Annotated in this window: 25 protein-coding genes, 1 tRNA gene and 2 pseudogenes; 16 read left to right on the top strand and 12 right to left on the bottom strand. The window is 68.0% G+C overall.

Annotated features, from left to right (window positions below; genetic code table 11):
* Positions 1-48: 48 nt before the first annotated feature.
* From C8D87_RS09185 to C8D87_RS09200, 4 genes are read left to right on the top strand one after another with little or no spacing between them, the layout of a single operon-like run.
* Positions 49-564: a hypothetical protein gene (locus C8D87_RS09185; RefSeq protein WP_112226401.1), complete on the top strand. Its 516-nt coding sequence runs from the start codon at positions 49-51 to the stop codon at positions 562-564.
* A gap of 45 nt (positions 565-609) precedes the next feature.
* The gene (locus C8D87_RS09190) at positions 610-1,341 is read left to right on the top strand and encodes a YcnI family copper-binding membrane protein (RefSeq protein WP_112226402.1); all 732 of its coding nucleotides are present in this window, start codon (positions 610-612) and stop codon (positions 1,339-1,341) included.
* Positions 1,338-1,862 carry a copper resistance CopC family protein gene (locus tag C8D87_RS09195; RefSeq protein ID WP_109630265.1) on the top strand — a complete coding sequence of 175 codons (525 nt, stop codon included), beginning with the start codon at positions 1,338-1,340 and terminating at the stop codon, positions 1,860-1,862. Before C8D87_RS09190 ends, C8D87_RS09195 begins: the two co-directional genes overlap by 4 nt.
* Complete coding sequence (locus C8D87_RS09200; protein WP_112226403.1) at positions 1,859-2,878, top strand: copper resistance D family protein; 1,020 nt, start codon at positions 1,859-1,861, stop codon at positions 2,876-2,878. Before C8D87_RS09195 ends, C8D87_RS09200 begins: the two co-directional genes overlap by 4 nt.
* Here C8D87_RS09200 and C8D87_RS49110 read toward each other — a convergent pair.
* Positions 2,856-3,619, bottom strand: a pseudogene (locus tag C8D87_RS49110) (LysR family transcriptional regulator). The gene C8D87_RS09200 and the pseudogene C8D87_RS49110 overlap by 23 nt on opposite strands.
* Before the next feature lie 79 nt (positions 3,620-3,698).
* Here C8D87_RS49110 and C8D87_RS09210 point away from each other — a divergent pair.
* Positions 3,699-4,327 (top strand): annotated as a pseudogene (locus C8D87_RS09210) (SDR family NAD(P)-dependent oxidoreductase).
* An 81-nt stretch (positions 4,328-4,408) separates the two neighbouring features.
* Here C8D87_RS09210 and C8D87_RS09215 read toward each other — a convergent pair.
* Together C8D87_RS09215 and C8D87_RS09220 are read right to left on the bottom strand one after the other, a co-directional pair.
* Positions 4,409-4,690, bottom strand: coding sequence for a hypothetical protein (locus C8D87_RS09215; protein WP_109632983.1), 282 nt, complete (start codon positions 4,688-4,690; stop codon positions 4,409-4,411).
* A gap of 152 nt (positions 4,691-4,842) precedes the next feature.
* Complete coding sequence (locus tag C8D87_RS09220; RefSeq protein ID WP_109630256.1) at positions 4,843-6,225, bottom strand: helix-turn-helix domain-containing protein; 1,383 nt, start codon at positions 6,223-6,225, stop codon at positions 4,843-4,845.
* A gap of 217 nt (positions 6,226-6,442) precedes the next feature.
* Here C8D87_RS09220 and C8D87_RS09225 point away from each other — a divergent pair, with 217 nt between their 5' ends.
* Positions 6,443-6,706 (top strand): hypothetical protein, encoded by a 264-nt coding sequence (locus C8D87_RS09225; RefSeq protein ID WP_407656811.1) that lies wholly within the window; start codon positions 6,443-6,445, stop codon positions 6,704-6,706.
* Between the two features lie 13 nt (positions 6,707-6,719).
* Positions 6,720-7,079, top strand: a complete 360-nt coding sequence (locus tag C8D87_RS09230; RefSeq protein ID WP_035909125.1) for a hypothetical protein — start codon at positions 6,720-6,722, stop codon at positions 7,077-7,079.
* A 245-nt stretch (positions 7,080-7,324) separates the two neighbouring features.
* On the opposite strand, the gene C8D87_RS09235 is transcribed toward C8D87_RS09230, so the two are convergent.
* Genes C8D87_RS09235 through C8D87_RS09245 form a run of 3 tightly spaced genes read right to left on the bottom strand, consistent with a single transcriptional unit; the run spans position 7,325 to position 10,552 of the window.
* Positions 7,325-8,104: an SDR family NAD(P)-dependent oxidoreductase gene (locus C8D87_RS09235; RefSeq protein WP_112226405.1), complete on the bottom strand. Its 780-nt coding sequence runs from the start codon at positions 8,102-8,104 to the stop codon at positions 7,325-7,327.
* On the bottom strand, positions 8,104-9,264 hold the full coding sequence (locus C8D87_RS09240; protein WP_112226999.1) for an MFS transporter: 1,161 nt from the start codon (positions 9,262-9,264) through the stop codon (positions 8,104-8,106). Before C8D87_RS09240 ends, C8D87_RS09235 begins: the two co-directional genes overlap by 1 nt.
* Before the next feature lie 40 nt (positions 9,265-9,304).
* Positions 9,305-10,552: a GH1 family beta-glucosidase gene (locus tag C8D87_RS09245; RefSeq protein ID WP_112226406.1), complete on the bottom strand. Its 1,248-nt coding sequence runs from the start codon at positions 10,550-10,552 to the stop codon at positions 9,305-9,307.
* An 82-nt stretch (positions 10,553-10,634) separates the two neighbouring features.
* Here C8D87_RS09245 and C8D87_RS09250 point away from each other — a divergent pair, with 82 nt between their 5' ends.
* On the top strand, positions 10,635-11,279 hold the full coding sequence (locus C8D87_RS09250) for a TetR family transcriptional regulator (RefSeq protein ID WP_407656810.1): 645 nt from the start codon (positions 10,635-10,637) through the stop codon (positions 11,277-11,279).
* Here C8D87_RS09250 and C8D87_RS09255 read toward each other — a convergent pair.
* Positions 11,276-12,457: an amino acid deaminase/aldolase gene (locus C8D87_RS09255; RefSeq protein WP_112226407.1), complete on the bottom strand. Its 1,182-nt coding sequence runs from the start codon at positions 12,455-12,457 to the stop codon at positions 11,276-11,278. The two genes, C8D87_RS09250 and C8D87_RS09255, sit on opposite strands and share 4 nt — an antisense overlap.
* 86 nt (positions 12,458-12,543) lie before the next feature.
* Here C8D87_RS09255 and C8D87_RS09260 point away from each other — a divergent pair, with 86 nt between their 5' ends.
* Positions 12,544-13,824 carry a D-arabinono-1,4-lactone oxidase gene (locus tag C8D87_RS09260; RefSeq protein ID WP_112226408.1) on the top strand — a complete coding sequence of 427 codons (1,281 nt, stop codon included), beginning with the start codon at positions 12,544-12,546 and terminating at the stop codon, positions 13,822-13,824.
* Here the strand turns inward: C8D87_RS09260 and C8D87_RS09265 are convergent.
* The 4 genes from C8D87_RS09265 to C8D87_RS09280 form a co-directional block, all read right to left on the bottom strand.
* Positions 13,821-14,477 (bottom strand): NAD(P)H-binding protein, encoded by a 657-nt coding sequence (locus C8D87_RS09265; RefSeq protein ID WP_109630234.1) that lies wholly within the window; start codon positions 14,475-14,477, stop codon positions 13,821-13,823. The genes C8D87_RS09260 and C8D87_RS09265 overlap by 4 nt on opposite strands.
* A gap of 14 nt (positions 14,478-14,491) precedes the next feature.
* Positions 14,492-15,109: a hypothetical protein gene (locus tag C8D87_RS09270; protein WP_109630231.1), complete on the bottom strand. Its 618-nt coding sequence runs from the start codon at positions 15,107-15,109 to the stop codon at positions 14,492-14,494.
* 315 nt (positions 15,110-15,424) lie between these two features.
* Complete coding sequence (locus tag C8D87_RS09275; protein ID WP_146771667.1) at positions 15,425-16,237, bottom strand: NADP-dependent oxidoreductase; 813 nt, start codon at positions 16,235-16,237, stop codon at positions 15,425-15,427.
* Positions 16,238-16,325: 88 nt separating this feature from the next.
* A tRNA-Leu gene (locus C8D87_RS09280) sits at positions 16,326-16,408 on the bottom strand.
* Positions 16,409-16,525: 117 nt separating this feature from the next.
* On the opposite strand from C8D87_RS09280, the gene C8D87_RS09285 reads away from it, so the two are divergent.
* The 7 genes from C8D87_RS09285 to pknB are packed head-to-tail and all read left to right on the top strand — an operon-like array spanning position 16,526 to position 26,122.
* Positions 16,526-17,752, top strand: a complete 1,227-nt coding sequence (locus C8D87_RS09285) for an FhaA domain-containing protein (protein ID WP_109630221.1) — start codon at positions 16,526-16,528, stop codon at positions 17,750-17,752.
* 50 nt (positions 17,753-17,802) lie between these two features.
* Positions 17,803-18,264: an FHA domain-containing protein FhaB/FipA gene (locus tag C8D87_RS09290; protein WP_030465595.1), complete on the top strand. Its 462-nt coding sequence runs from the start codon at positions 17,803-17,805 to the stop codon at positions 18,262-18,264.
* Positions 18,261-19,664 (top strand): PP2C family protein-serine/threonine phosphatase, encoded by a 1,404-nt coding sequence (locus C8D87_RS09295; RefSeq protein ID WP_109630218.1) that lies wholly within the window; start codon positions 18,261-18,263, stop codon positions 19,662-19,664. The genes C8D87_RS09290 and C8D87_RS09295 overlap by 4 nt, the downstream gene beginning before the upstream one ends.
* Positions 19,665-19,667: 3 nt before the next feature.
* Positions 19,668-21,140 carry an FtsW/RodA/SpoVE family cell cycle protein gene (locus C8D87_RS09300; RefSeq protein WP_109630215.1) on the top strand — a complete coding sequence of 491 codons (1,473 nt, stop codon included), beginning with the start codon at positions 19,668-19,670 and terminating at the stop codon, positions 21,138-21,140.
* Positions 21,137-22,612, top strand: coding sequence for a peptidoglycan D,D-transpeptidase FtsI family protein (locus C8D87_RS09305; RefSeq protein WP_109630211.1), 1,476 nt, complete (start codon positions 21,137-21,139; stop codon positions 22,610-22,612). Before C8D87_RS09300 ends, C8D87_RS09305 begins: the two co-directional genes overlap by 4 nt.
* Positions 22,612-24,066 carry a serine/threonine-protein kinase gene (locus C8D87_RS09310; RefSeq protein WP_112226410.1) on the top strand — a complete coding sequence of 485 codons (1,455 nt, stop codon included), beginning with the start codon at positions 22,612-22,614 and terminating at the stop codon, positions 24,064-24,066. The genes C8D87_RS09305 and C8D87_RS09310 overlap by 1 nt, the downstream gene beginning before the upstream one ends.
* A gap of 55 nt (positions 24,067-24,121) precedes the next feature.
* Positions 24,122-26,122 carry a Stk1 family PASTA domain-containing Ser/Thr kinase gene (gene pknB, locus C8D87_RS09315; RefSeq protein ID WP_109630203.1) on the top strand — a complete coding sequence of 667 codons (2,001 nt, stop codon included), beginning with the start codon at positions 24,122-24,124 and terminating at the stop codon, positions 26,120-26,122.
* 49 nt (positions 26,123-26,171) lie between these two features.
* Here the strand turns inward: pknB and C8D87_RS09320 are convergent, their stop codons facing one another.
* Positions 26,172-26,813 carry an aminodeoxychorismate/anthranilate synthase component II gene (locus C8D87_RS09320; protein ID WP_109630200.1) on the bottom strand — a complete coding sequence of 214 codons (642 nt, stop codon included), beginning with the start codon at positions 26,811-26,813 and terminating at the stop codon, positions 26,172-26,174.
* Positions 26,814-26,861 lie beyond the last annotated feature (48 nt).

The following is a 26,861-nucleotide window of genomic DNA, read 5'->3' on the forward strand; positions in this document are numbered from 1 at the left end:
TTACCCGCTCATGGACCGCGGCAAACTCCTCCGATTACTCTCACGGCCGTGAGCACACGGTCGAGTGAGTTGCGCACCCTGCGTGGTGCTGCACTTGCGCTGACCTCATCCGCGCTCACGATCGCCGCGCACGGACTGGGCGGCGGAGAGCTGTCGGAGTTCATCCACGCGTTGCCGCTCGTCGTGCTGATCGCGTTCGCCGCGGCCAGCCTCGCCGACAAGCGCACCGGGAGGCTCTCGGTCATCGCCGGGCTCGGCACGGCCCAGCTCGCGCAGCACCTGCTGCTGACCTGGGTCAACCACGAGCACAACGACACGCTCACCGGGCAGATGTTCGTAGCGCACCTCGTCGCCGCGACGCTCACCGGTCTGCTCCTGTTCCACGCGGAGAACGCCCTGTTCAGGCTGTTCTCAGCGGTCACACGCCTGATCCCCCGCAGGCTCACGCCGGTTCCGGTCACCAAGCCGGTGCGGACGTTCACGAGCACGCCGTACACGCAGCAGCAGCACACAGCGCTGTACACGCGTGCACACGGGCGGCGCGGCCCGCCCTGTGGTTCCTGATCACCCAATCCCTCAATCCCTTTGGCAATCAGGAGCCACAACTTCATGTCGACAAATCGCTTTGGCGTGCGCGCGCTCGCCGTTCTCGGTGTGGCCGGACTCGCAGTCCTCGGCACCCCGACCATCGCATCGGCGCACGTCAGCGCCCAGCCCTCGGAGTTCACGCAGGGCGGCCGCGCGACGTTCGCGTTCCGCGTCCCGAACGAGCGGGACAACGCCGGCACGATCAAGCTCGAGATCACGCTGCCGCAGGACACCCCGCTCACCTCGGTGCGCACCAAGCCGCTGGCCGGCTGGAAGTCCGAGGTCGTCAAGGGCAAGCTCGACAAGCCCGTGACGGCCGGCGGCAAGGAGGTCACCGAGGCGTACAAGACGATCACCTGGACCGCCGAGCCCGGCGTGAAGATCGGGATCAACGAGTACCAGGAGTTCTTCGTCTCGCTCGGCACCCTGCCGGAGAAGGACAAGCTGGAGCTGCCGGCGAAGCAGACCTACGAGAACGGCGAGGTCGTCGACTGGGCCCAGTCGACCGGTGCCGACGGCAAGGAGCCGGAGCACCCGGCGCCCGCGCTGAAGCTCGCCCCGAAGAAGGCAGGCGAAGACGGCCACGGCGGTCACGGCACGACGCCCGCCGCCAACAGCAGTGCCGACACCCACGAGGCGTCGGTCGGTTCCGACAAGACCGCCCGCTACCTCGGTGGCGCCGGTCTGGCCGTCGGCGCGCTGGGCCTCGGCTTCGGCGTCGGCGCCATCCTGCGTTCGCGGCGCAACGCATGAAGCGGGCGCTCATCGCGTGCCTGATCGCTGGTGCGGCCGTGCTCGGCACGGCCGCCCCTGCGGCGGCGCACAACTCGCTGATCAGCAGTGATCCGAAGGACAAGACCTCGCTGGAGGTCGGCCCGTCGACGGTCACGCTGACGTTCGACCAGGAAGTGCAGGGCGGCCAGGGCATCAACACGATCTCGGTCGTCGACGCCAACGGCGGGCACTACGAGGTCGAGGGTGACCCGACGATCAAGGACAACGCCGTCTCCGCGAAGGTCAACGCGCTCGGCAAGGCCGGGCAGTACAAGATCGGCTACCGCATCCTGTCCGCGGACGGCCACCCGGTGTCCGGTGAGCTGACGTTCACGCTGACCAAGGACGGCACCGGCACGCCCCGCCAGGTCGACGCCAACGCAACGCCCGACAGCGGTTCGGGAGACGGCCTGCCCATCTGGGTGTGGATCGTCGGCGCCGTGGTGCTCCTCGGCGGTGGCGTGTTCTTCGCCCTGCGCGGCGGAGGAACCAAGGCATGAGCGACGTCCGGACCGCCGCCCCCTCCCACTACCGCGTGCTCACCGGGCTCGTCCTCGGCGCGCTCGCGGGCGTCGCGCTCGGCCTCGTGCTGGCACCACCCGCCGTGGTCGCCGGGGTCGTGGACGCCGGGGCGGCGGTCCGGTACGGACTGCCGGTGACGCGGGTGCTGCTCGACGTCTCGGCGACGATCGTCGTCGGGCTGTCGATCCTGCCGAAGCTGCTCGGCTTCGACCGGCCGACGCACACCGAACCGGTGTTGCGCCTCGCTCGGCCGGCCGCGGTCGTCGCCGCCGCCGTCTGGGTGGTCACGGCACTGCTCGCGATCGTGCTGCAGGCCGCCGAACTGCGGCCGGGCAGCGACGTCAGCATCGGCAACGCCATCGACTACATCGCGACCGTCGGCGCGGGCAAGGGGCTGCTGTTCAGCGCGGCCTGCGCGTTCGTCTACCTGCTGGTCGGCGTGATGGCGGTGCGCAGCGGCGAGTCGGTGCCCGCTGAGCTGCGAATTCTCATCTCGATGTTCGGACTGCTGCCGATCCCGGTGACCGGGCACGCCTCCAACTGGAAGTACCACGACTACTCGATGGTCTCCATGGAGCTGCACGTGCTGGGCGCAGCGGCGTGGACGGGCGGGCTCGGCGCGTTGATGGCGCTGGTCGCCTACCGCAAGGGACTGCTGGCGGTCGCCCTGCCGAAGTTCTCCAGGGTCGCGACCGTGAGCCTGATCGTGGTGACGGTGACCGGCCTGTTCAACGGTCTGCTGGAGCTGATTCTCAACCCGGTCGTGCCGTTCCCGCAGTCGATGTTCACGACCGGCTACGGGTCGCTGTTCATCGGCAAGGCGGTCTGTGCCGCGGCGATCGCGGTGCTCGGCGCGCACATCCGGTGGCGATTGCTGCCGAGGATCTCGCAGCACAAGGTCACCGCGATCGTCCAGTGGGCGATCCTGGAAGTGACGATCATGGGAGTGGCCTTCGGGCTCGCTGTGGTGCTCAGCCGTGCACCGGTGAGCTGAACCCCGTCGCCACGCGGACCAGATCGGCAACAGCGCGCGACCTGCTGTGCGGCGGCCACGCGATGACAGTCGTCATCTTCTGCGCGTCCACGACCGGCACCGCGACGACCTCCGGCATGACCGCGACGGCACGGCCGAGCGCGATCATCTGGAACAGCTGCGTCAGGTTGTGCACCTCCACGCCGGGGCCTTCCAGGTAGGTGCCGTCGGGCTCCGGCCAGCGCGCGAGCTCCGGCAGGTCGATGACGTCGGCCATCCGCAACCGCGCCGCACCGGTCAGTGGGTGCGAGGTCGCGAGGATCGCGAACTGGCTCTCGGTGTGGAGGGCCTCGGCGTCGAGGCCTGCGGTCGAGTCGTACGGCTCGTGCAGGATCGCCACGTCCGCACGGCCGTCGAGCAGCGGTTGCCAGGTGCGGCCCTGCTCCGCTTCGCCGGCAGCTCGCTGGAACCACCTGCCTTGGCGGCCAACACCAGCGAAGGCCGGTCGACGCCCCGCGTACGCCTCTCCGCCGCGGCGACCGCACCGAGGATCGCCCTTCCCTCGGCCGGCAGCACCGCGCCCGCCTCGGTGAGCGACACCTTGCGGCTGGTCCGGGTCAGCAACGCGACGCCGAGCCGGTGTTCGAGCTGGGCGATCGTCCGCGACAACGGTGGCTGGGCGATGCCGAGACGGTCGGCAGCTCGGCCGAAGTGCAGTTCTTCCTCGACCGCGACGAAGTACCGGAGCTCTCGGGTCTCCACCGGACCGCCGTACTGATACCAGCCGGGTATCGGTGCCAGACCGAAGTGATGTTGGTCCGGAGAGCCCGCGATCAACTGCATGAGCGAACAGACGATTGCGCTGGTCACCGGCGCGAACAAGGGCATCGGGTACGAGATCGCGGCAGGGCTCGGGATGACTGTCGGAGTCGGCGCGAGAGACGCCCGGCGTGGCGAGGAGGCGGCGGCGAAACTGCGGGCGAACAGCGTCGATGCGTTCGCCGTGCCGTTGGACGTGACCGACGACGGGAGCATCAAGGCAGCAGCAGCGCTGTTCGAGGAACGGTTCGGCCGCCTCGACGTGCTGGTCAACAACGCGGCGATCGCCGGATCATGGCCCGCGGCGCCGTCCGCCGCCACGCCGGAAAGCCTGCGCGAGGTGCTGGAGACCAACGTGACCGGCGTCGTCCGGGTCACCAACGCGATGCTGCCTCTGCTGGCCCGCTCCGCACGACCGCGGATCGTCAACCAGTCGAGCCACCTCGCCTCACTGACGCTGCAGACCACGCCAGGGGTGGAGTTCGGCGAGGTCAACGGGGCCTACACGCCGTCGAAGACGTTCCTGAACGCGCTCACCGTCCAGTACGCCAAGGAACTTCCGCACATGAGGATCAACGGCGCCTGCCCACCCTGCCCGACGACGGTCCGACCGGCGGCCTGTTCGACGACGCCGGAACCGTGCCCCGGTGAGGGACGGGCGATTGTTCAACGTGAAACATCCACGCACTCGGTGAGTGGTCTGATCGACACGACGAGCTGCGCGCGAACGGACTAATCGGTGATCAGTCGAGCCGAAGATTCTTCACGCATGCGCGCCAGCCGGTTCATCGTCCGCTGACCGCGGCGGTCCAGCTCGCGGCTGTCGATCCAGCCGTTGGCGTAGTAGCGGTAGTCCTGCGCCAGTGCGACGAGCTCCGCCAGGTAGTCGGCAGAACGCCGGCGCCGCTCCTCGTCGAACGCCGCCAGCAGCGGCAACTGGGTGTCGACCACCTCATCGAGCAACTGCGCGGATCGCAGCGCTCTCTTGGAACGCCACCTCCGAGTAAGGCTCACGCGCCGCACCTCGTCCTTCGCCCCGACCTGCCGCACACTAGGCGTGGATTTCTCGCCCGTCGATGCTGCATTCGTGGGAGAAGGCCCTGGCGTTACCGGTTCGTGTCCCACACCATCCAGAAGTGGTGCTATAGGACCCAAACGAGATTGGTTCAGGCGGCCGTGTCGGCTCCGGTGAAGCGGGCGACGCGGTCTGCCAGCTCGCGGGCCTCGGGGTTGTTGCGGCGCTTCTCGGCTTCCTGGCGCAGCGGCTCCATGCGCTGCTTGGTACGCACCGACTTGAGGCTTTCCGACAGGTCGACGGCCTGGCGGCCGATCTTGGCGCCGTGGTCGATGTCGCCCTCGAGCAGGTGGTTGATGGCCATCGAGGTCAGGTTGAACGAGCGGCTGCGCGCGTACTCGTCACCGAAGTTGTTGATCGCCTTGGACAGCGCGGGGATGGCCGTCCTCGTGTACTTGGCGTCCACCGTCTGTGCCAGCTCCGTGTGCACCGTGCCGATCATGGACGAGAGGTCGATCTCGTTGAAGAACTTGGCCCAGGCAGGGGCTTCGGCGACGTTGGCGCGCGAGAACTCGTCACGCGCGCGGCCGAGCAGCTTCAACGCCTGCTCGTCGGAACCCATCTTCGCGTAGGCCCAGGCCTCGTTCGCGCACAGGATGCCGACCGCCAGTTCGGAACCGGAGTTCTGCGCGGCCAGCTGACCCAGCTGGAACACCTTCAGCGCGTCGTCCGGGGCGTTCTGGTGCAGGTAGACGCGGCCCATGCGGTACAGGATGTTCGCCATCAGCGCCTCGTTCTCGCCCTGCTTGGCGAGGTCGAGGGCCTGGCCGAAGTGGTTGCGGGCCGAGTCCATCAGGCCCGTGTCGAACGACGTCCAGCCGGCGAGGTTGTGCAGGTCGGCCAGCGCGACGTAGAGGCGCTGGCGAACGACATCAGTGGAACTCGCACCGAGCATCTGCTGTCCCCAGGACAGCTGGGCGACCACGGCGTCGCGGCAGGATCCCCCGCCGTACTGGTAGTCGAGGGCACGCAGGGCTCGCGTCGCCGCTTCGACCTGGCGCACATCGGTCATGCCGATGCGTCCCGGAGCCGGAGTCTGTGTGGGGTGTGAAACCCACGACCCGGAGTCCGCTCCGAACACGGCCGCGCCGACTGTCACGGCGGCGGCGTGCGCGAGGAACTTCCGACGCTTCACCGACTCGTCCTCCTCAGGATGGGGTGAGTCCGCGGTTGCGGCCACCCTCACTGCCGTTGTCTCGTCATAGGCGAGACCCATGTATCCACGTGGGACACCCAGGCCGACGGCGATCCTGGTGAGGACGTCATATGCCATCACCTGGCGTCCCTTGAGGATCTCCGAGACCTCGGACTGCGACTGACCAGTGAGCGCCGCGATCTGGCGCTGGGACACGCCGTGCCGTCGGAGCAGCCGGTAGACCGAGCTGATCTCTCGTCGGGCAAGTGCGTCCCGCATCTCCTGCTGATCCCACACGTCGGCGGGAATCGGAGAGCCCTGGGAACCCATGGTGTTCATCGCGCACCCTCACAGTCCGTTGGGCGTCATCGGCAGACTAGGGGCAGGTCCCCGAGCCCGAGAAGTCCTCTTCGGCGAGGCTGATCGGCCCTACCGAACACCGCTTACCGCTCACCGTAAGACTTCCACCGGTCAGCGCTGTGACGTCCCGTTCCGGCATGAATCATCGCAATCTAGATTCCGGTAAGCGAGTGAGCACGGAGAGGAACGACCGATCGTGGACAGCTCCTCCCCAAGCTCCACCTCCATTGTGGAGACGGGTGACACCGAATCCACATGGCGCGGCACGACCGGGCAGCGTCGGACGTGGCAGATCAGCTGCGGCGACGTGGTCGACCGGGACCGCCAGCTCACCGTGAAGGTCGTTCAGGGCCAAGTGGTTCTGGTCGGACCTCCCGGTGAGACGGCAATCTTGTCCCACGACCAGCTCGTACAGCTCAGGGCTGCGCTACGCGAAGCCGCCGACCAGGCGGAAAGGTGACGGTGACGTTTCGATGGACGCGATCCTCGGACAGGTTCTTCGCAACGCTGTGTGGGAACGCCTCGACCTGCTCACGGAGCTGGCGAGCCGCGCGGACGCCCCGTCCCTGCTGTCGGTGGCTCGATCCGAGCTCCCTCGGCTGACCGAGGGATGGCGTGCTCTGCTGGCAGCGCATGAGCCGGACGAGAAGGGCAACTGCCCTGAGTGCTCCGGCCGTTGGCGCCAGCAGAAGTCACCTTGCTCGGTGTGGCGCGCCGCGTACGAACACCTGGTTGCGGGCGGACTCGCCCCGCGCCCGGCTCGCCACCTGCGCGAGGCTCCGGTGACCCCTCCTGTCACCAGGACCCGCCGCGCGGTGGCTCGAGCCCACTAACGGGCCTTTGCGACTGACCTGGCGTCCCCCCGACACGACCAGGTCTGCAAACGGCCTACTGACCGGTGGTCCGCGATGCGCGAACCCCCGACCGCGACATCGCGGACCCCGGTCAGCTCAACAACTCCACAGATTCCCGCGGGCCGGTGACGTGCACCTTCCCTCCCCGACCGGCACCGGTCCGCGGTCACCAGCCACGGCCCTTGTCTGCACCTCCCGCGCAGGCAAGGGCCGTTTCATCGCTTCTAGCGGTGGGTGCCGGTCTTCCAGGTCAGATACGAGGTCAGGCCGGGGAAGAGCCGGCCGGAGAGCTCGAACGCCTTGAGCTGCCACGGGAACAGGTGCTCGGCACGTTCCTTCTCGACCGCGTCGACGATCGCCTTCGCGCACCGCTGGGGCGTCACGGTCGGGATCAACCGCGCGATCGCCGGGATCCGTTCCTCCGCACCGGGGTTGTTGTTGAAGTACTCGCTGGAGACCTTTCCCGGCACCACTTCGCTGACTCCGACGCCGGTTCCGCGCAGGTCGAGCCGCAGTGACGCGGTCAGTCCGCGCAACGCCCACCGCGACGACTGGTAGCCGACGCAGCCGGGAATCGGCAGGCGGGACACCGGCGAGTTCACGTTGACGATCCAGCCGGAGCTCCTGGCACGCATGGCGCCCAAGTACTCCCTGGTCAGCAACAACGCCGCCAGGTACGGCACGGCGGTCATCGTCTGCAGTTCGTCGGCCGACGTGTCGTCGAGGAACAACCAACGCCCCACGCCGGCGTTGTTGACCAGCACATCGGGCGTCTCGACCTCCTCGGCGAGCGCACGGATCTGCGCGGCGTCCGCCAGATCGGCCACGTGAGCGGACGCCGAGCCACCGAACTCGATGATCCGTTTGACCTGTAGATCGAGCAGTTCGGCGCTCCGAGCCACAAGGTGGACGTGCGCGCCGTGTGCCGCGAACCGGAACGCGGCCTCGGCGCCGATCCCCTGGGACGCTCCCGTGACCAGAACCCTCTTGCCCGCCAGCTGCATCAGACCACCGATCGCACTCGACTCATCAACACCGCCGCCAGCACGGTCGCCAGCGCCGACGCCGCGAACAGACCGCGGTAGCCACCAAGGTTGGCCAAGATCAAGGCAGCCAGCAAGGGGGCCACGACCTGCGGCAACGCGTTGGCAACGTTCACGACGCCGAGGTCTTTCGCCCGATCGGCCGCGGACGGCAGCACCTGCGTGAGCAACGCGATCGCGACCGCCATGTAAATGCCGAAGCCGAAGCCGAGCAACGGTGCGGCGACCAGCACGGCCTCCCACGTCGGCCACACCGCCAGCAACAGGGCGGCCAGCGCCATGACCGCCGACGCGAGGTAGACGTACGGCTTGCGGCGCCCAGAACGATCACTTCGTGCGCCGAACAGCACTGCTCCTGCGGTGAGTGCCACGCCGTAGAGCGCCATCAGCTCCAGCAGACCTGTCTCGGGTGCCGGATGGTGCACCACGTCACCGAGGAAGAAAAGGAGGTACAACGTGCCGAGCGCGTTGCCCACGTTGAGCATGAAGTGTCCGAGCCAGGCCCAGGCGAAGTCGGGGTGCTCGCGCGGTGAGATCCAGAGCGTCAGCCGCACCGGCTTCTCGACCAACTTCGTGTCCGGTGTCCTCAGCACGAAGAACAACGCACCGGCCACGACGATCACCGCGCACGCCAGGTAGCCCGCCGGCAGACCGCTGACGAGCTCCGTCACCACGACCGCGCCCGCCAGCGTGCCGAGCATCTGGCTGATACCGATCAACCCGCCGACTTGCGCCCGCTGCACGACGGGCACCCGGTCGGGCACGGTCGACATCAGCGCGGCGAGCATGCCGCCGATCCCGGCCTGCACCAGGCACCAGCCGATCGTCATGACGTGGACCGAGTCCGCTTCGGCGAGAACGCCGAGACCGACGGCCCCCACGGCGGAACCGCCCAGCGTCCACGGATGCCGGCGGCCGAAGCGCGAGGTCGTGCGGTCGGACAAGAACCCGATGAGCGGTACCACCACCATCGACACAAAGGCGCCGACACCGGTGACCACGCCGAACACGAACACTTTGTTCGCCTTGTCCAGCTGCTCGGCCTGCTGTGGCAGGAGGATCTGGATCGGCGCGTAGATCGCGAGCCACAAGCCGAGGTTCGCGACGAAGAGCCAGGCCATCCAGCTCCTGCGAACCGGGACGACCGGTTCGGCCACTGTTTCACTCACCACTGATCACCCTTCTGTACCAGTGGAACGAGTCGCGAGGCGTGCGCCGCTGCGTCTCGTAGTCGACGTGGACCAGGCCGAACCGCTGCGAATAGCCGGCCTCCCACTCGAAGTTGTCGAGCAGGGACCACACGAAGTACCCGTTGACGTTCGCTGCCTGCGCGGCCTCGAGGTGGCCCTCCAGATAAGCGATCCGCTCGGCGTCCTCGATCTCGTCCGGGAAGCTGCAGCCGCTCTCGGTGACGTACACCGGTGGCAGGTCCGGGTGCCGTTCGCGGAGCTGGGTGATCATCTCGGTCAGCCCGGACGGCACGACCGGCCAGCCGAAGCCGGTGCGCGGGTACTCGTCGATCTCCACCAGCTCGAACGGCAGCGGGTTGCCCTCGGACGGCATCTTCAGCCGCGTCGGGTTGTAGTAGTTCACGCCGTAGAAGTCGAGCGGCTGGTGGATCGTCTGCAGGTCACCGTCCTCGATCGGCAGAAGATCGGCGACTGCGTCGGGATATCGGCCCGACAGAACGGGATCCGCGTACATCCAGTTGTGGATTTCGCTGTAGGCCTCGGCAGCGGGTACGTCGTTCGGAGTAGCCGGCCAGGCGGGCGTGTGGTTGTTCGCCGTGCCGACCCGGTGCGCGTTGAACGACCGGAGCACCTCGACCGCACGACCGTGAGCCAAGTTCAGGTGGTGGGCAGTCGGCAACGCGTCGAAGAGCAACGTCTTGCCCGGCGCGTGCTCACCGATCGCGTAGCCCTGCAACGTCACCATCGCGGGCTCGTTGATCGGGATCCACATCTGCACCCGGTCGGCGAGACGGTCCGCGACCAGCGCGGTGTAGTCGGCGAACCGGTCGGCGATGTCGCGGCCCAGCCACCCGCCCTCGGCTTCGAGCTCCAGCGGGGTGTCCCAGTGGTACAGCGTGGCGACCGGCGCGATGCCGACATCGACGAGCGCGTCGACCAGGCGGTCGTAGAAGTCGAGGCCCTCGGCGTTGACAGGCCCCTTGCCGGAGGGCTGGATGCGCGGCCACGCGACGGAGAACCGGTACGCGTTCACGCCGAGCTGCGTCATGAGCGCAACGTCTTCGCGCCAGCGGTGGTAATGATCGCAAGCAACGCTGGCGTTCTGGTTCTCGTGTACCGGAGTGAACTCGTCCCACACGGAGGGACCCCGGCCGCCGGCGCCGAACGCGCCCTCGATCTGGAACGCGGACGTGGACACTCCCCAAAGGAAGTCGCTCATCGATCCTCCAAATGTGAAACTTGTTCGGATCGTAGGCGTGTTGACAGGCTCAGGGAAGTGAGAAGGCCGTACAACAGGCAAGATGGATGTACCCGAACTACTGGGAGTCGCCGTGACGAGCACCACCCCGCTTCGCCGTCAGCCGGTCCAGCAGCGCAGCGCCAAGAGAGTAGAGCGAATGCTCGAGGCCTGCGCGACCCTCATCGACGAGGTGGGCTACGACGGCGTCACAACGACGTTGATCGCGGAGAGAGCGGGTGTCGCGGTCGGCTCGCTGTACCAGTTCTTCCCGGACAAGAGAGCCGTCGTGCAGGCGCTGACCCTGCGCAACGTCGACAGGTTCTCCCAGGGCATCACCGAACGGCTCGAGCAGGCGACGCTGGAGCACTGGTGGGACGCCGTGGACACGGTGTTCGACGTCTACGTGACGATGCACCGCGAGATCCCCGCGTTCGGGAGGCTGCACTTCGGTGACGTCGTGGACATGCGGCTGCTGGACGACCGCCGCGACAACAACGCGGTCATCTCCGACAAGATCTCCGAGCTCATCTCCGTCAACTTCGGAATTCCGATGAGCGAGGTCCAGCTGCCGATCGCGATCGCCGTGGAGGCGGCCGACGCCGTGATGAAGATGGCGTTCCGCAACGCCCCGACGGGCGACCAGGCGATCCTGACCGAAGCGAGGGCACTGGTCAGGGGTTACCTGTCGTCGCGGTTGCCCGCCTAGCCGAAGTTGTGCCGCTCGCCGCGGTACGTCGGCACGGTGCGCTCGATGCGGTCACCGTGCAGGAGATGCACCTCGTCGAACCGCTCGAACAGCTCACCGGCCTTGGCGTGCCGCATCCAGACGCGGTCACCGATCTTCAGCTGCTCCGCGGCCTTGCCGGTGACCGGTGTCTGCACCTCACCCGCGCCTTCGAGGCCGAGCGTCTTCAACCCCTCCGGCAGGTACGGCGACGGCTGCCGGTCGGGCGTCGGTGTGCCGGACGCGATGTAGCCGCCGGCGAAGAGCGTCGCCGTGCGCTTGTTCGGCTTGCGGACCACGGACAGCGCGAAGAGCGCAGCGGGTTCCGGCTTGAACGCCTGGTAGCCGTCGAAGAGCGTCGGACCGAAGAGCCCGGAGCCTGCCGCGAGCTCCGTGACGGACGGGTCGGTGCCGGTCAGCTCGAGGCTGCCTGTGCCACCGCCGTTGACGAACTCCAGGTCGGCCACCTGCCGGATCGCGGTGACCGCGGCGGTGCGACGGGCGATCAGCTCGGGTCCGGACTTGGACTGGATGAGCCGGATGCCGATGGCGCGCAACGGCTGCCCCGGCGGGTTGTCGCCGAGGCCCGCGATCTGGCCTTCGTACGCCATGACGCCGACGAGCTTGAAGCCCCGCCTCTGGTTGATCTTGGCGGCCAGGACCTTCGCCTGCTGCGGCGTGTGGACCGGCGAGCGGCGAGGGCCGATGTGCACGCCGGGCAACGGACGCCACGAGACGTCCAGCTCCAGGCAGACGCGGAGGTCCGAGTGCGGGCCGATCGCGGCGTCCACAAAGTCGAGGTGCTCGATCGAGTCGACCATGATCGTGACGCGCTGACGTGCGATTTCGTTCGCCGCGAGCTTCTGCAGCGAGGCGCGGTCGGCGGTCGGATAGGCCACCAGCAGGTCGTCGCTGACGTTCTGTTCGGACAACCACAGCGCCTCGGCCAGCGAGTAGCACATCACGCCCCGGTAGCCGGGCCGTTCGAGCGCCCGGCTCACCAGGTCGCGCACACGGATCGACTTGCTCGCGACCCGGATCGGATGACCGGCAGCGCGACGGGCGAGGTCCGCCGCGTTGTAGTCGAAGGCGTCCAGATCGACGATCGCGAACGGAGGATCGAGATCCTTCGTCGCGACGTCGAGTCGTGTTCTGCGCATGCGTTGACGGTACGTCGTAAACCCTTGAAACGTGAAGAGCTTTCACTTACGTTACTCGCAGGTCACACTCTCTCGTGGAGGAACGCGTGTGGACGAACTGGGCTAGAACGGCTTCGTGCACGCCTACGCGCGTGGTCCACCCGTCGAGCACGGACGAGATCGCAGCGGCGGTCGTGTCCGGAGGCCGTGTCCGCGCGCGGGGCAGCGGTCACTCGTTCAACGACATCGCGGTCGCGCCGGAAGTGGCGCTCGACCTCGACCGCTGGACGGGAATCGTGCGCGCGGACACGGAGACCGGCCTGGTGACCGTCCGCTCCGGCACGCCGTTGCGCGTTCTCAACGCCGACCTGCACCGCCTCGGTCTCGCCATGCCGAACCTCGGTGACATCGACGCCCAGACCGTCGCGGGTGCCGTCTCCACCTCCACCCACGGCACCGGCGCCAAGCTCGGCGTGCTGGCCACGGCCATCGCCGGACTGGAGCTCGTGCTGGCCGACGGATCCGTCGTCACGTGCTCCCGTTCGGAACGCCCGGACCTCTTCAACGCCGCCCGCGTCGGCCTCGGCGCGTTGGGCATCATCAGCACGATCACGCTGCAGTGCGTGCCGTCGTTCGTCTTGCACGCCTCGGAAGCGCCGGGCCGGCTGGACGCGGTGCTGGAGCAGTTCGACGACCTGTGCGCGGTCGAGGACCACGTCGAGTTCCACTGGTTCACGCACTCGGACCGGGTGATCCTCAAGCGCAACAACAGGATCCCGGAACCGGCCGAGCCGCTGTCGCGCGCACGTCAGCTCTGGGAGTACGAGGTCATGGAGAACGCCGCGTTCGGCGCGGTGTGCAAGGTGGCCAAGGCGTTCCCGCGCTACACCAGGAAGCTGAACGAGGTCTGCGGTTCGCTGATCTCGGAGCGGTCCTATTCGGACTACTCGCACAACGTCTTCGTGACGCCCCGGCGCGTCCGGTTCGTGGAGACCGAGTTCTCGATCCCGCGCGAGACGCTGATGGACGTCATCGCGGAGCTCCGCGCGGTCGCGAACAGGCTCGGTGACCGGGACGCGCTGATCGTGCCGTGCGAGGTGCGGGTGGCGCAGGCCGACGACATCTGGCTGTCCACCGCGTCCGGCCGCGACACCGCCTACATCTCGATGCACCAGGCGCTCGGCATGCAGTACAAGGCCTTCTTCGACGCCTACGCGAGCATCGCCGCGTCCGTCGGAGGACGTCCGCACTGGGGCAAGATGCACGACCTGACCGCCGAGCAGCTGCGGCCGCTGTACCCGCACTTCGACGACTTCCTGCGGGTGCGCGACGAGGTCGATCCAGGCAGGACGTTCACGAACCCCTACCTGGACCGGGTGCTCGGCTAGAGGATCTCGCGAACGGCGTCGGCGACCGGCGTCTCGCCGTTCACCAGTTCCAGCGTCTTGCCGATCGTGTTGGGAGCGTTGAGCAACTCCGCCAGCACGGCGGCCACGTCGGCCCTCGTGACGGACGCACGCGGCAGCCGGGGCGCGGCCAGCGTGACCAGTCCGGTGGGCGGGTCGTTCACCAGCGGCCCCGGCCGCAGGATCGTCCAATCGAGATCCCGCGGCTTCAGGTCGTCTTCCGCCGCGCGCTTGGCCTTCAGGTAGACCGCGAACTCGGGATCCACGGAAGGCGAGTCGGCGGACTCGATTCCGACGGTCGACACCTGGAGGAACCGCCGCACCCCCGCCTCGGCCGCAGCCGAGGCGAACAGGGCGGCGGCCCCGAAGTCCACGGTGTCCTTGCGGGCGGCTCCTGAGCCTGCCCCTGCGCCTGCGGCGAAGACCGCGGCGTCCGCGCCGTTCAAATACGCGGCGACCGAGTCGACTGTGGCCGACTCCAGATCGCACAGCACCGGAACGGCTCCGGCTTCCTGCACGTCGCTGAAGTGATCGGGGTTGCGGACCAGTGCGGTTGCCGCGTCTCCACGGGTGGCCAGCAGCTGCTCGAGGAGCAACGCGATCTGCCCGTGTCCGCCGGCTATGACTACTCGCATGCCCCGACCGTAGATCAGGAAGCGGTGGCGAGCACCTGCTCGTAGACCAGCTCGTTGACCCAGCGGGTGATGGCGGTGTCCTCGGCGGGCACGTGCTCCTGGCGGCCGGAGACGTCGACCGAGAGGTCCTTCTCGTCGTCGGCCAGCAGCACCGAGACGCCGTAGCGACGCACGCGCGGCAGGCAGTTCGACAGGTAGTCGTGCGAGAACGCGACCGACTCCGGCAGCACGACCGCGGCGTTGCCGTAGCGCGCGAAGGGGACGGCGGACGCGAGCGCGGTGCGCCAGTGGCGGGCGACGGCCAGGACGCCGACGATGCGGACGGCGGCCGGCGGGACGCGGCCTTCCATCTCCGGCCACACCCACGTGGAGACGGTGGTCTTGTCGGCCTCAGGGCCCGCACCCACGCACACGCGCTCGGCGTGGGCGTCGGCCAGAAGCTCGGCCACGACGACGACCTTGCGGCCCATCAGGACCATCTCGGGGAGAACCACGCCGTGCCAGCCGAGGCGGATCGCCGCCGCGGCTGCCAACTCCTCGACGGACGCGGGCAGTTCCGGAACCGGGAGCGCGGTGGTCGACAGTCCCTGTGCGCTGCCGGGTGCCGCGATCCTTGCTGGGGTGCTGCTCACGCCAGTGCCTCCTCGCAACCCGCGGCGGTCGATCCGCCGCGTTTCGACTCGTGCTCTGGATAAGGCGTACCAGGAAGCGCGCGGCCCGCCCCCAGGTCGCCACACCCCCTGCGATCGACGGCGCCGACCGGTCGGTGACCGGTCGAAGAGTGGCGCGGGGAGTTCGGTCCTACGGTGCTGCCGTCTGGGTGACGTTAATCCGGTTGGACGCACCAAAAGTGCTGCTCAGAGTGGGTGCTCTACGCGTGGGGACGAAAAGCCGGTCAGCGTCGCCGGTCACCGTCCGTCGACCGTTCACCGCGCCAGAACGACCACCTACATGATGATCACTGTCTTGCCAGGCCCGTGACCTGCGAAAACGTCAGTCGCCTCGCGCAGCGGCACCCGGCGGGCGATCGGCACGGAAAGGTCTCCCGCCTGCACCATCGACGCGAGGCGCACGAGCGTTTCTCGCGACCCCTTCATGCCGAAGTTCTGGGCCGGATCGCTGGAGACGTAGTTTGTGTTGAAGGCCAACGGCGCGTAGCGCGCGTTGGCCTCGAACGACGAACGGTCGGCGCTCACGAGGTCGATGAGAGCGTCGGCCTCGACGGGAGAGTCACCGCGGCCGACGGGGATGACCCGCTTGCCGGCCGCACGGGCGATCTGGACGGCGAACGATCCGACGCCACCGTTCGGTCCGATGATCAGCACGGATTCCGCGGACCCCAGTGACTCGACCAACTGCAACGCAGTCATACCCGCGGTCGGCAATGCGGCGGCAACGGCGGGATCGAGATCTTCCGGCAACGGAGCCAACGCGTTCCCGGCCGGAACTGTGACGTACTCGGCGTATGTACCGACGCCGACGGGACGGTGGAAGAAGGTGCCGAAAATCCTCTCTCCGGAACCGACGACCTCACCAGCCCCATCAGTTCCCGGAACCAACGGGAACCGGTGTTCACCAGAACCGCGAAGCATGCCGTCGACGACTTTCCGGTCGAACGGGTTCACGCTCGCCGCGAACAAGCGCACCTTCAACTCGTTCGGGCCCGCCTCCGGCTCGGGAAGCTCCACCAGTTCGAGTTCCGCGCCGAAGTCCGCTGCCGCTATCGCCCACATGCCGACCCCCGAACGAGTGACAGACATCACCTGTTGGATCAAGGAATCTGATACCGCAGATCAACGAAAGAACCCCTCTCGCGATTCCGCGAGAGGGGTTCCATCTGTCTTTCGATGGGCAAGGGGGGAGTTGAACCCCCACGTCCTTTCGGACACACGGACCTGAACCGTGCGCGTCTGCCATTCCGCCACTTGCCCCTGGAGACGTGGAGAACACTAGCACGCGTCCAAACCAGGTTCCTAATCGCCCCCTGTAGGCCGGGTCGTACCCGGATACGATCGGTACAGGAGCCCGTCCGAGCGGAAGGAGTTGACGTGGGCCTGCAACGCTTCGAGCGCAAGCTGGAAGGTCTGATCGGCAACACCTTCGCGCGCGTGTTCGGCGGCAGTGTCGTGCCCCAAGAGGTGGCACAGGCGCTGCAACGGGAGGGTGAGAGCAACATCCGTGAGCTCGCGGGTGGCAGACTGCTAGCCCCCAACCACTACAAAGTGTTGCTCGGACCTCAGGACCACGAGCGTCTTGCGGGCGATGAGCAGGATGAACTACGCATCACCCAGCTTCTCGCAGAGGGCCTGCGAGAGCACCTGGCCGAGTCCGGATGGGATACCTATGGTGACGTCGTAGTCTCCCTGGAGCGCTCCGAGGCGCTGCACACCGGACAGTTCCGAACCAGCTCGTCCGTCGACCCCGACGTGAAAGCGGCCAGCCGACGGTCAGCACCACCTCGCACCGCAGGAGACCGATCCATGAGCCAGCCACCCGGCTACGGACAAGGACAGGGCCAGCCCGGCCAGGACCCTTATGGTCAGGGCGGCTACGGCCAGCAGGGCTACGACCAGCAGGCCTACGGCCAGCAACAGGGCTACGGCCAGCAGGGGTACGACCAGGGCTACGGCCAGCAAGGCGGCTACGACCAGGGCTACGGCCAGCAGGGCGGCGGCTACGGCGGCGGCCAGCAGGGCTATGACCAGGGCTACGGCCAGCAGCAGGGCTACGACCAGGGTTACGGCGGCGGCCAGCAGGGCGGCGGCTACGACCAGGGCTACGGCCAGCAGCAGGGGTACGGCCAGCAGGGCTACGACCAGGGTTACGGCCAGCAGGGCGGTGGCTACGACCAGGGGTACGGCCAGCCGGCCGGCGGATATGACCAGGGTTACGGCCAGCAGCCGGCCTACGGCCAGCCCGGCGGCTACGACCAGGGCTACAACCAGGGCGGATACGCCCCTCCGGCCACCCAGGGCGCCAACCGCCAGCTCAACGCGACCCTGCACCTCGACGACGGTTCCAACCGCACGTACAACCTCAAGCAGGGTGGAAACGTCGTAGGACGTGGGCAGGAAGCCGACTTCCGCCTCCCGGACACGGGTGTCTCCAGGCGCCACCTGGAAATCTCCTGGGACGGGCAGAATGCGATGCTCGCTGATCTCGGTTCGACCAACGGCACCACGGTGAACGGCACGCCAGTGCAGACTTGGCAGCTCGCGGAGGGCGACGTCGTCCGCATCGGCCACTCGTCACTGGTCTTCCGCACCGCGGGCTGAGGTCGATACGGGCGTCGGTAAGCAACTCAAGGCAGGAGCGGTTACAACCGGTGCCAGAGCTGGTGATGCAGCTGACCAGAGCGGGCTTTCTCGTGCTCCTCTGGCTCTTTGTGCTGGCCGCCCTACGTGTGGTCCGCTCTGATCTCTACGCAGCCTCAGGGCTCCGGGCGTCAGGTCTGCCCGGATTCCGGAGGTCCGAGAAGTCGGCGAGGGGAAGCAAGGCGCCTCGGCAACTCGTGGTCACCCACGGGGCGCTGACAGGCACCCGCATCTCGCTCGACGGCAGGCCGATCCTGATCGGCCGCGCTGACGACTCCACTCTCGTCCTGGACGACGACTTCGCGTCGACCAGGCACGCGAGGCTGTCCATGCGCGGAACCGACTGGTACGTGGAGGACCTCGGCTCCACGAACGGCACCTACCTAGACCGAGCCAAGGTCACCGCACCCCTGCGAGTACCTCTCGGCACCCCGATCCGCATTGGCAAAACGGTGATCGAGCTGCGCTCATGACCTTGGTTCTTCGATACGCGGCCCGCAGCGACAGGGGCCTGGTTCGCTCCAACAACCAGGACTCCGTGTACGCGGGCCCCCGCCTGCTCGCAGTCGCCGACGGCATGGGTGGCCACGCCGCCGGTGAAGTCGCGAGCAAGGTGGTCATCGCCTCGCTGGCCCACGTCGACGACGACGAGCCGGGCGACGACCTCCTCGGCAAGCTCCGCGACGCGGTCGCGGCCGGCAACGGCGCCATTTCCGAACTGGTCACGAGCGACCCGGACCTGGAGGGCATGGGCACCACGCTCACGGCCATCCTGTTCGCGGGCAACAGGCTCGGGCTCGTGCACATCGGCGACTCGCGCGCGTACCTCCTCAGGGAGGGCATGTTCGCGCAGATCACGCACGACGACACGTTCGTCCAGTCGTTGATCGACGAGGGCCGGATCACGCCGGACGAGGCCGCGAGCCACCCGCAGCGTTCACTGCTGCTGCGTGCCCTCACCGGCCACGACTTCGAGCCGAGCCTCACCGTGCGCGAGGCACGCGCCGGCGACAGGTTCCTGCTCTGCTCGGACGGTCTGTCCGGGGTCGTCTCGCAGGAGACGCTGGACGAGGCGATCCGCATCCCCGACCCGCAGGCCTGCGCGGACCGGATGATCGAGCTCGCGCTCAAGGGCGGCGGACCCGACAACGTCACGGTGATCGTGGCGGACGTCGAGGACGTCGACTTCGGCGACGACTACCCGATCGTCGGCGGCGCGGCCGGTGACGGCAGCGAGGAGCACAACACCCCGCCGGACTCCGCGGCGTCGCGAGCGAGCGCGCTCACGCAGCAGCGCCCGCCGATGCCGCAGCGCATGGAGGCACCGCCGCCACCGCCGCAGGACCCGAAGCGCAAGAAGCGCAACGCGATCAAGGCGTTCGCGATCATCTTCGTGCTGCTCCTGCTGACCGGTGTCGTGGCGGTCGGCGGCAAGCTGTGGCTCAACACCCAGTACTACGTCGGCGCCACCGAGGACGGCCAGGTCGCGATCTTCCGCGGCCTCAACGGCACCGTGCTCGGCTTCAAGCTGTCGTCCAAGGTCGAGGACTCGTGCCCGCCGGGATCGACGGGGTGCACCCCGATCACGCTGAAGGACCTGCAGGAAGCCGGTCGCAAGACCATCACCGCGGGTATCCGCAGCGACAACGGGATCGACGGCGCCCGCGCCGCGGTCAGGCTGCTGCGCACGGAGCACATGCTGCCGTTGTGCAAAGACACGTCGTCGACGTCGAACAGCACGACGACGACGCCCACGAGCCCGACCAGCACTCCGCCGGCGAACGGTTCGCCGAACCCGGAGACCGGCGCGACCGAGCCTTCACTCACCCCCTCCCAGCAGAAGCCGGGTGTGGAATGCCGGGAGGGTCCGTAGTTGATGGGCTCGCCCGTCCCCGTCGGGGAAGGCTCACCAGGCGCGTCGGTGGCGACGAGCACGTCGCCAGGACTGCGAGCGCCGACGCGGCGCGGCACCGAACTGGTGATGCTCGCGTTCGCAGCCGGTCTCGTGACGCTGGCGCTGATCCTGGTGGAACTCAACCAGGAGCGGTCGCTGAGCCTGAGGATCCTCTACCTCGGTCTCGCCTACCTCGGTCTCTTCGCCTGTGCCCACCTCGCCGTGCGCAGGTGGGCGCCCTACGCCGACCCCGCGATCCTGCCGTGCGTCGCCCTGCTCAACGGGCTGGGCCTGGTGGTGATCCACCGGATCGACCTCGCGCTGGAAGGCACCGTCTTCCCGGACGGCTCGACCTGGGATCCGGTGGCGTTCAAGCAGGTCATCTGGACCGCCATCGGGTTGTTGCTGTTCGCGGCCACGCTGAAGTTCCTTTCGGACCACCGCACGCTGGCGCGGTTCGGCTACACGTTCGGCCTCGTCGGACTGGTCGCGCTGATGCTGCCCGGTGTGCTGCCGGGGTTCATCGCGCCGGAGATCAACGGCGCGAAGATCTGGCTGCGAATCGGCCCGCTGTCCATTCAGCCGGGTGAGTTCGCCAAGATCCTCCTGATGGTCTTCTTCGCCGCGTTCCTGGTGTCGAAGCGGGACCTCTTCACCACCGCCGGTCGCCGGTTCCTCGGCATGGACCTGCCGCGCGCCCGCGACCTCGGCCCGTTGTTCGCCGCGTGGGGCGTCACGGTCGCGGTCATGGTGCTGCAGAAGGACCTCGGTTCCTCGCTGCTGTTCTTCGGCATCGTGCTGGTGCTGCTCTACGTCGCCACCGAACGCGCGGCCTGGGTCGTGCTCGGCCTCGGTCTGTTCACCGGTGGCGCGATCATCGCGTGGAAGCTCTTCACGCACGTGCAGCAGCGCGTGGCGAACTGGCAGGACCCGATCTCGCGCTACGACCTCATCGGCGGCGGCTACCAGATCTCCCAGTCGCTCTTCGGGCTCGCGACCGGCGGCATCGGTGGTGCCGGACTCGGCGCCGGCCGCCCGGAGATGATCCCCGAGGCGAACACCGACTTCATCACCGCCGTGATCGGCGAAGAGCTCGGGTTCGTCGGTTTCGCGGCACTGCTGCTGATCTACATGATCTTCGCCCTGCGCGGCCTGCGCAGCGCCATCGCCGTGCGCGACAGCTTCGGCAAGCTGCTCGGCGGCGGTCTGGCCTTCGCGGTGTGCTTCCAGGTGTTCATCGTCGTCGGCGGTGTCACCAAGCTGATCCCGATGACGGGTATCACCGCGCCGTTCCTGTCCTACGGTGGTTCGTCCCTTCTCGCGAACTACATCCTGGTCGCGTTGCTACTGCGAATTTCTGCCGCAGCGAGGGCCCCGCAGCGGGCTCCCAAGCCGAAACCGCAACAACCGGCAATCGCCGACCAGCACACTGTGATGGTGGAGCGTCCCAAATGAACACACCGCTCCGCCGCGTCGGCATGGCCATGATGGTGATGATCATCTTGCTCCTGGGCAACGCGACCTGGGTCCAGGTGATCAACGCCGACGAGTGGCGCAAGAACCCCTACAACAGGCGGGTGCTGCTCGACGAGTACGCCCGCAAGCGCGGCCTGATCACGGTCGCCGACGGCACGGTGATCGCGGACGTCAAGGAGACGACTGACCGTCTCCGGTATCTGCGCACCTACAACAACGGCCCGGTGTACGCGCCGGTGACGGGGTACCTGTCGGTCACCTACGGCACCTCCGGCATGGAGCGCGCGGAGAACGACCTGCTTAACGGCTCTGACGACCGGCTGTTCGCCCGCAGGGTCTCCGCGCTGATCACCGGCCGCGACCCGGTCGGCGGCAACGTCCAGCTCACGCTGGACTCGAAGGTGCAGCAGGTCGCGTACGACCAGCTGACCGCGAAGGGCTTCACCGGCTCCGTCGTCGCGATCAAGCCGGACACCGGCGAGATCCTCGCGATGGTGAGCACGCCGTCCTACGACCCGAACCGGCTCGCGAGCCACGACGGGACGGAGCAGCAGACGGCGTGGAAGGAGCTCACCGCCAAGGGCAACGGCAACCCGCTGATCAACCGCGCGACGCAGGGCCTCTACCCGCCCGGCTCGACGTACAAGGTGGTCGTGGCGGCCGCGGCGCTCGCCGACGGCAAGACCAAGGACTCCCAGTACACCGCGGCGGGCACGATCAACCTGCCCGGCACGTCGAACGCGCCGTTCCCGAACTTCAACGGCCAGCCGTGCGGCGGTGGCCAGACGGCGTCGATGGAGCTCGCGCTCGCCAAGTCGTGCAACACGGCGTTCGGCGAGATGGCGGCGCAGGTCGGCAAGTCCAAGCTGACGACGCAGTCGAACAAGTTCGGCTTCAACGACTCGGACCTCCAGGTGCCGCTGGCGGTCGAGACCTCGACCCTCGGCGCGATCCAGGACGAGGCGGCGCTCTACCAGAGCGGCATCGGCCAGCGCGACGTGCGCGTCACGCCGCTGCAGAACGCGATGGTCGCGGCGACGATCGCCAACGGCGGCAAGAGGATGCAGCCATACCTGGTGTCGAAGGTGCTGGGGCCGGACCTGAAGCCGATCGACGAGACCGAGCCTGACCAGGTCGACACCGCCATGAGCACGGCGAACGCGAACGTGCTGCGCGACATGATGATCCAGTCGGAGCTCAACACCGGCGGCGAGGGTCGTCTGTCGAACGTCCAGGTGGCGTCGAAGACCGGTACCGCGGAGCACGGTGAGAAGGCGTCGGAGAACAAGCCGCACGCCTGGTACATCGCGTTCGCGCCGGCGCAGAAGCCGGAGATCGCGATCGCGGTGATCGTGGAGGACGGTGGCGACCGCGGTCTGGGTGCCACCGGTGGCAAGGTCGCCGCCCCGATCGGGCGCGCCGTGATGAACGCGTACCTGGCGGGTCGCTGATGCTGACCACGGGCCAGCTCCTCGCCGACCGCTACCGCCTCACCAGGCGGATCGCGGTCGGTGGCATGGGCGAGGTCTGGGAAGGCGCCGACGAGCGGCTCGACCGCAGGGTGGCCGTGAAGGTCCTCAAGGCCGAGCTGTCCGGCGACCCCGAGTTCCTGCACCGCTTCCGCACCGAGGCGCGGATGACCGCGTCGCTCAACCACCCCGGCATCGCGTCGGTGCACGACTACGGCGAGACGGCGTCCATCACGGACGGACCGGAGGACACGGCGTACCTCGTGATGGAGCTCGTCGAGGGTGAACCGCTCGCGACGATCATCTCCCGCGGCCGGCTGACCGCCGAGGTGACGCTGGATCTGCTGGAGCAGACCGGAAACGCGCTGCAGGCGGCCCATGAGCGCGGACTCGTGCACCGGGACGTGAAGCCGGGCAACATCATGGTCACGCCGTCGGGGAAGGTGAAGATCACCGACTTCGGCATCGCGAAGGCCGTGGACGCGGCACCCGTGACGCGGTCCGGCATGGTCATGGGAACTGCGCACTACATCGCACCGGAGCAAGCTCTTGGCGGTGAGGCCGAACCGGCGAGCGACGTTTACTCGTTGGCTGTGTGTGGTTACGAATGCCTTGCAGGACACCGGCCTTACCTGTCGGACAACGCGGTGACCGTCGCCATGATGCACATCCGCGACATCGCGCCACCGTTGCCACCGGACGTGCCGCCGGGTGCGCGGGCGTTGATCGAGGCGACGCTGGTGAAGGACCCCCGGCAGCGCTACCGGACAGGTGGCGAGTTCGCCGCCGCCGTGAGCGCGGTGCGGGTGGGCCAGCCGCTGCCGACACCGTCCGGGTTCACGATGCCCCAGCTGGTGCCGCAGCAGATGGCACCGCTGCCGCCTCCGCCTCCGCAGGTTTCGCAGCCACTCCCGGTTCCGCCGCAAATGGCACACCATCCGACGGGACCAGGTCGTCCGGGCACCCATCCGGGCATGCGACCAGCGCATCAGACCGGGACGTTCGCACCAATGCCGACGCCACCCGGGAGAAACCGGACCGTCGTCTGGGTTATGGTCGCTCTCCTGGTGACCGTGCTGCTGGTGCTCGGCGTGGTCGTCCTGTGGAAGTGGACCTTGAAGCCGAACGCCGGCAGCGGGCAAGGTGGCCTGCAGATCACCTCGAGCTCGGCGAACCCGCCGGCGAACGGACAGGCGCAGCCCGACTCCGCCGACCGGATACCGGGGAACGCGGCGAAGCGGATCGACGTGGACGACTACATCGGTCGTTCCGGCGACGAGGTCAGGACCGAGCTGATCGACCACGGCTTGGAGCCCAGGGTGCAGAGCCCGCAGGGCACAGCGCCGGGCGACCTGAAGAAGTGCCGGGTCACCGCCATCGCGCCGACAGGCGACGTGGCGGCTGGCTCGCAGGTGAAGGTGACGTGCGCGCCATGAGCAAGACCAGAACCGAGTTGGGAACACCGTCGACGAGGAGCGGGACGAAGCACCGATGAGCACTCCGCGACTGCTCTCAAACCGCTACGAACTGGGTGAGACCCTCGGGTACGGCGGCATGTCCGAGGTCCACAAGGGGCGGGACGTCCGCCTCGGCAGAGACGTGGCGATCAAGGTGCTGCGCGCTGACCTCGCCCGTGACACCCAGTTCCAGGAACGCTTCCGGCGTGAAGCGCAGAACTCCGCCGCCCTGAACCACCCGGCGATCGTCGCCGTCTACGACACCGGCGAGACGCAGACCGAGTACGGCCCGCTGCCGTACATCGTGATGGAGTTCGTCGACGGGCGAACGCTGCGCGACATCGTGAAGACGCAGGGCCCGCTGTCGGGCAAGCGCGCGATGGAGGTCATGGCCGACGTCTCGGCCGCGCTCGACTTCAGCCACCGGCACGGCATCGTCCACCGCGACGTGAAGCCGGCCAACGTGATGATCACCAAGTCCGGCGCCGTGAAGGTGATGGACTTCGGCATCGCCCGTGCGATACACGATGGCCAGGCCGCGGTCACCCAGACCGCCGCGGTGATCGGCACGGCCCAGTACCTGTCGCCCGAGCAGGCGCGCGGTGAGTCCGTCGACGCCCGTTCCGACGTCTACGCGGCCGGCTGCGTGCTGTTCGAGCTGCTGACGGGCGAGCCGCCGTTCACCGGCGACTCCCCCGTCGCCGTCGCGTACCAGCACGTGCGGGAGGACCCGAAGCCGCCGTCGTCGCTGAACCCGAAGGTGTCGCCGCAGCTCGACGCGATCGTGCTGAAGGCGATGTCGAAGGGCCCGGCGAACCGCTACCAGTCAGCGGCGGAGATGCGTGCCGACCTGGTGCGCGTGCTCTCGGGTCAGCGTCCGTCCGCGCCGGCCGTGATGACGGCCGAGGACCGCACCGCCGTGATGAACGAGCAGGCGCGCGCTCCTCGCACCCAGGTGATGTCCGGTGGTGGCAGACACCGCCCGGCGGCGTTGAGGTCGGAGCCGGCAGACGACTACGACCCGATCGCCGACGAGGAAGAGGAACGGCGCGCCAGGCGCAAGAAAGCCATCATGATCACGCTGGTGGTGATCCTGTGCATCGCCGTGCTCGGCCTCGCCGCCTGGATCACCAACAACATCATGAAGGCCGGCAGCCAGAACACCGAGCAGTCCTCCGTACCGTCGATCGTCGGCCGGAGCCCCCTGGAGGCCAAGGAGCTCGTCACGAAGGCCGGCCTCGTGCCGCTGCAGCAGGACGTCGCCTGCGAGCCGGGCGCGAACGGTGCACCGGCCCCGTGCACGACCGACCAGATCTCCAAGGTGATCAGGACGGACCCGCCGGACGGCAGCCGGGTGCAGAGGGGTTCGCAGGTCACGATCTTCGTCGGCGCGCCTCCCGGTGAGGCCACCGTGCCGGACCTGAAGGGCAAGTCCCCGCAGGAGGCTCAGGCGATCATCGACAAGGACCCCGGCGGCTTCAAGCTCGCGCAGAGCGCCGAGTCCGTCGAGGTCGACGACGCCAAGCTGCAGGGCAAGGTCGCGACGCAGAACCCCGAGGCCGGCCTGAAGCTGAAGAAGGGCGGCACGATCAACATCCAGCTCGGCAAGGCACCGGACAAGCAGAACGTGCCGAACGTCGTGGGCAGTGATGTGAACGATGCCCGCCAGACGCTCGAGGGCTCCGGCTTCAAGGTGAACATCGAGCAGGTCGACAGCGCGAAGCAAGAGGGTCAGGTCATCTCGCAGAACCCCGTCGGGAACAGCAAGGTGGCCAAGGACACGACCGTCACGCTGCGCGTGTCGAAGGGCAACCAGATCGAGATGCCGGACCTCTCCGGGATGACCGAGAAGGAAGCCACGGAGAAGCTGAGGTCGCTGGGCTGGAACGGAAACCTGAACGTTCAGCAGCAGCAGGTCAACAGTCCGTCCCAGGACAAGACCGTGCTCTCGCAGAACCCGGCCAAGGGCTCAACGATCACCAAGGGCGCGTCGGTGACGATCACCGTCGGCAAGTTCGGGATCGTGACGACCTAGGTTCGTGCATTGCCGGGGCGGCTTCCCTTCGGGGAGCCGCCCCTTTTCATCACTGGCGAGCTGCTGCGGCGAGCGTGCGCATGCCGTTCTCGAGCTGCGCGACCGTCGCCTCGGGAACCTCGTAGCCGCAGACCTTGAGCCAGTTGGCGAGCATCCGGTGGCCGCCGTCGGTCAGCACCGACTCGGGGTGGAACTGCACACCCTCGACCGGGAGCTCCTTGTGCCGCATGGCCATGACGATGCCGGTCTCGGTCTTGCCGGTGACCTCGAACTCCGCGGGGATCGTCTCCGGCAGCACCGTGAGCGAGTGGTAGCGGGTCGCGATGAACGGCTTCGGCACGCCGTCGAGCACACCCTTGCCCTCGTGGAAGACGATGCTCGTCTTGCCGTGCAGCAGTTCGGGCGCGCGGTCGACCGTGCCGCCCCACACCACACCGATCGCCTGATGACCGAGACACACGCCGAAGACCGGCTTGCCGGTGTCGGCACACCGCTTGATGACGTCGATGCTCGCGCCTGCCCGCTCCGGCGTACCGGGCCCTGGGCTGACGAGCACCCCGTCGACCTTCGCGATCTCGTCGAGGTCCACCTCGTCGTTGCGCCGCACGACGCACTCGGCCCCGAGCTGGGCGAGGTACTGGACGAGGTTGTAGACGAAGCTGTCGTAGTTGTCGACCACGAGCACGCGCATGTACGAAGCCTAGTCGGTCGCGTCGAGTGAGTTAGCTCTCGTCATCGA

The organism is Lentzea atacamensis (genome assembly GCF_003269295.1).
Classification (GTDB): Bacteria; Actinomycetota; Actinomycetes; order Mycobacteriales; family Pseudonocardiaceae; genus Lentzea; species Lentzea atacamensis.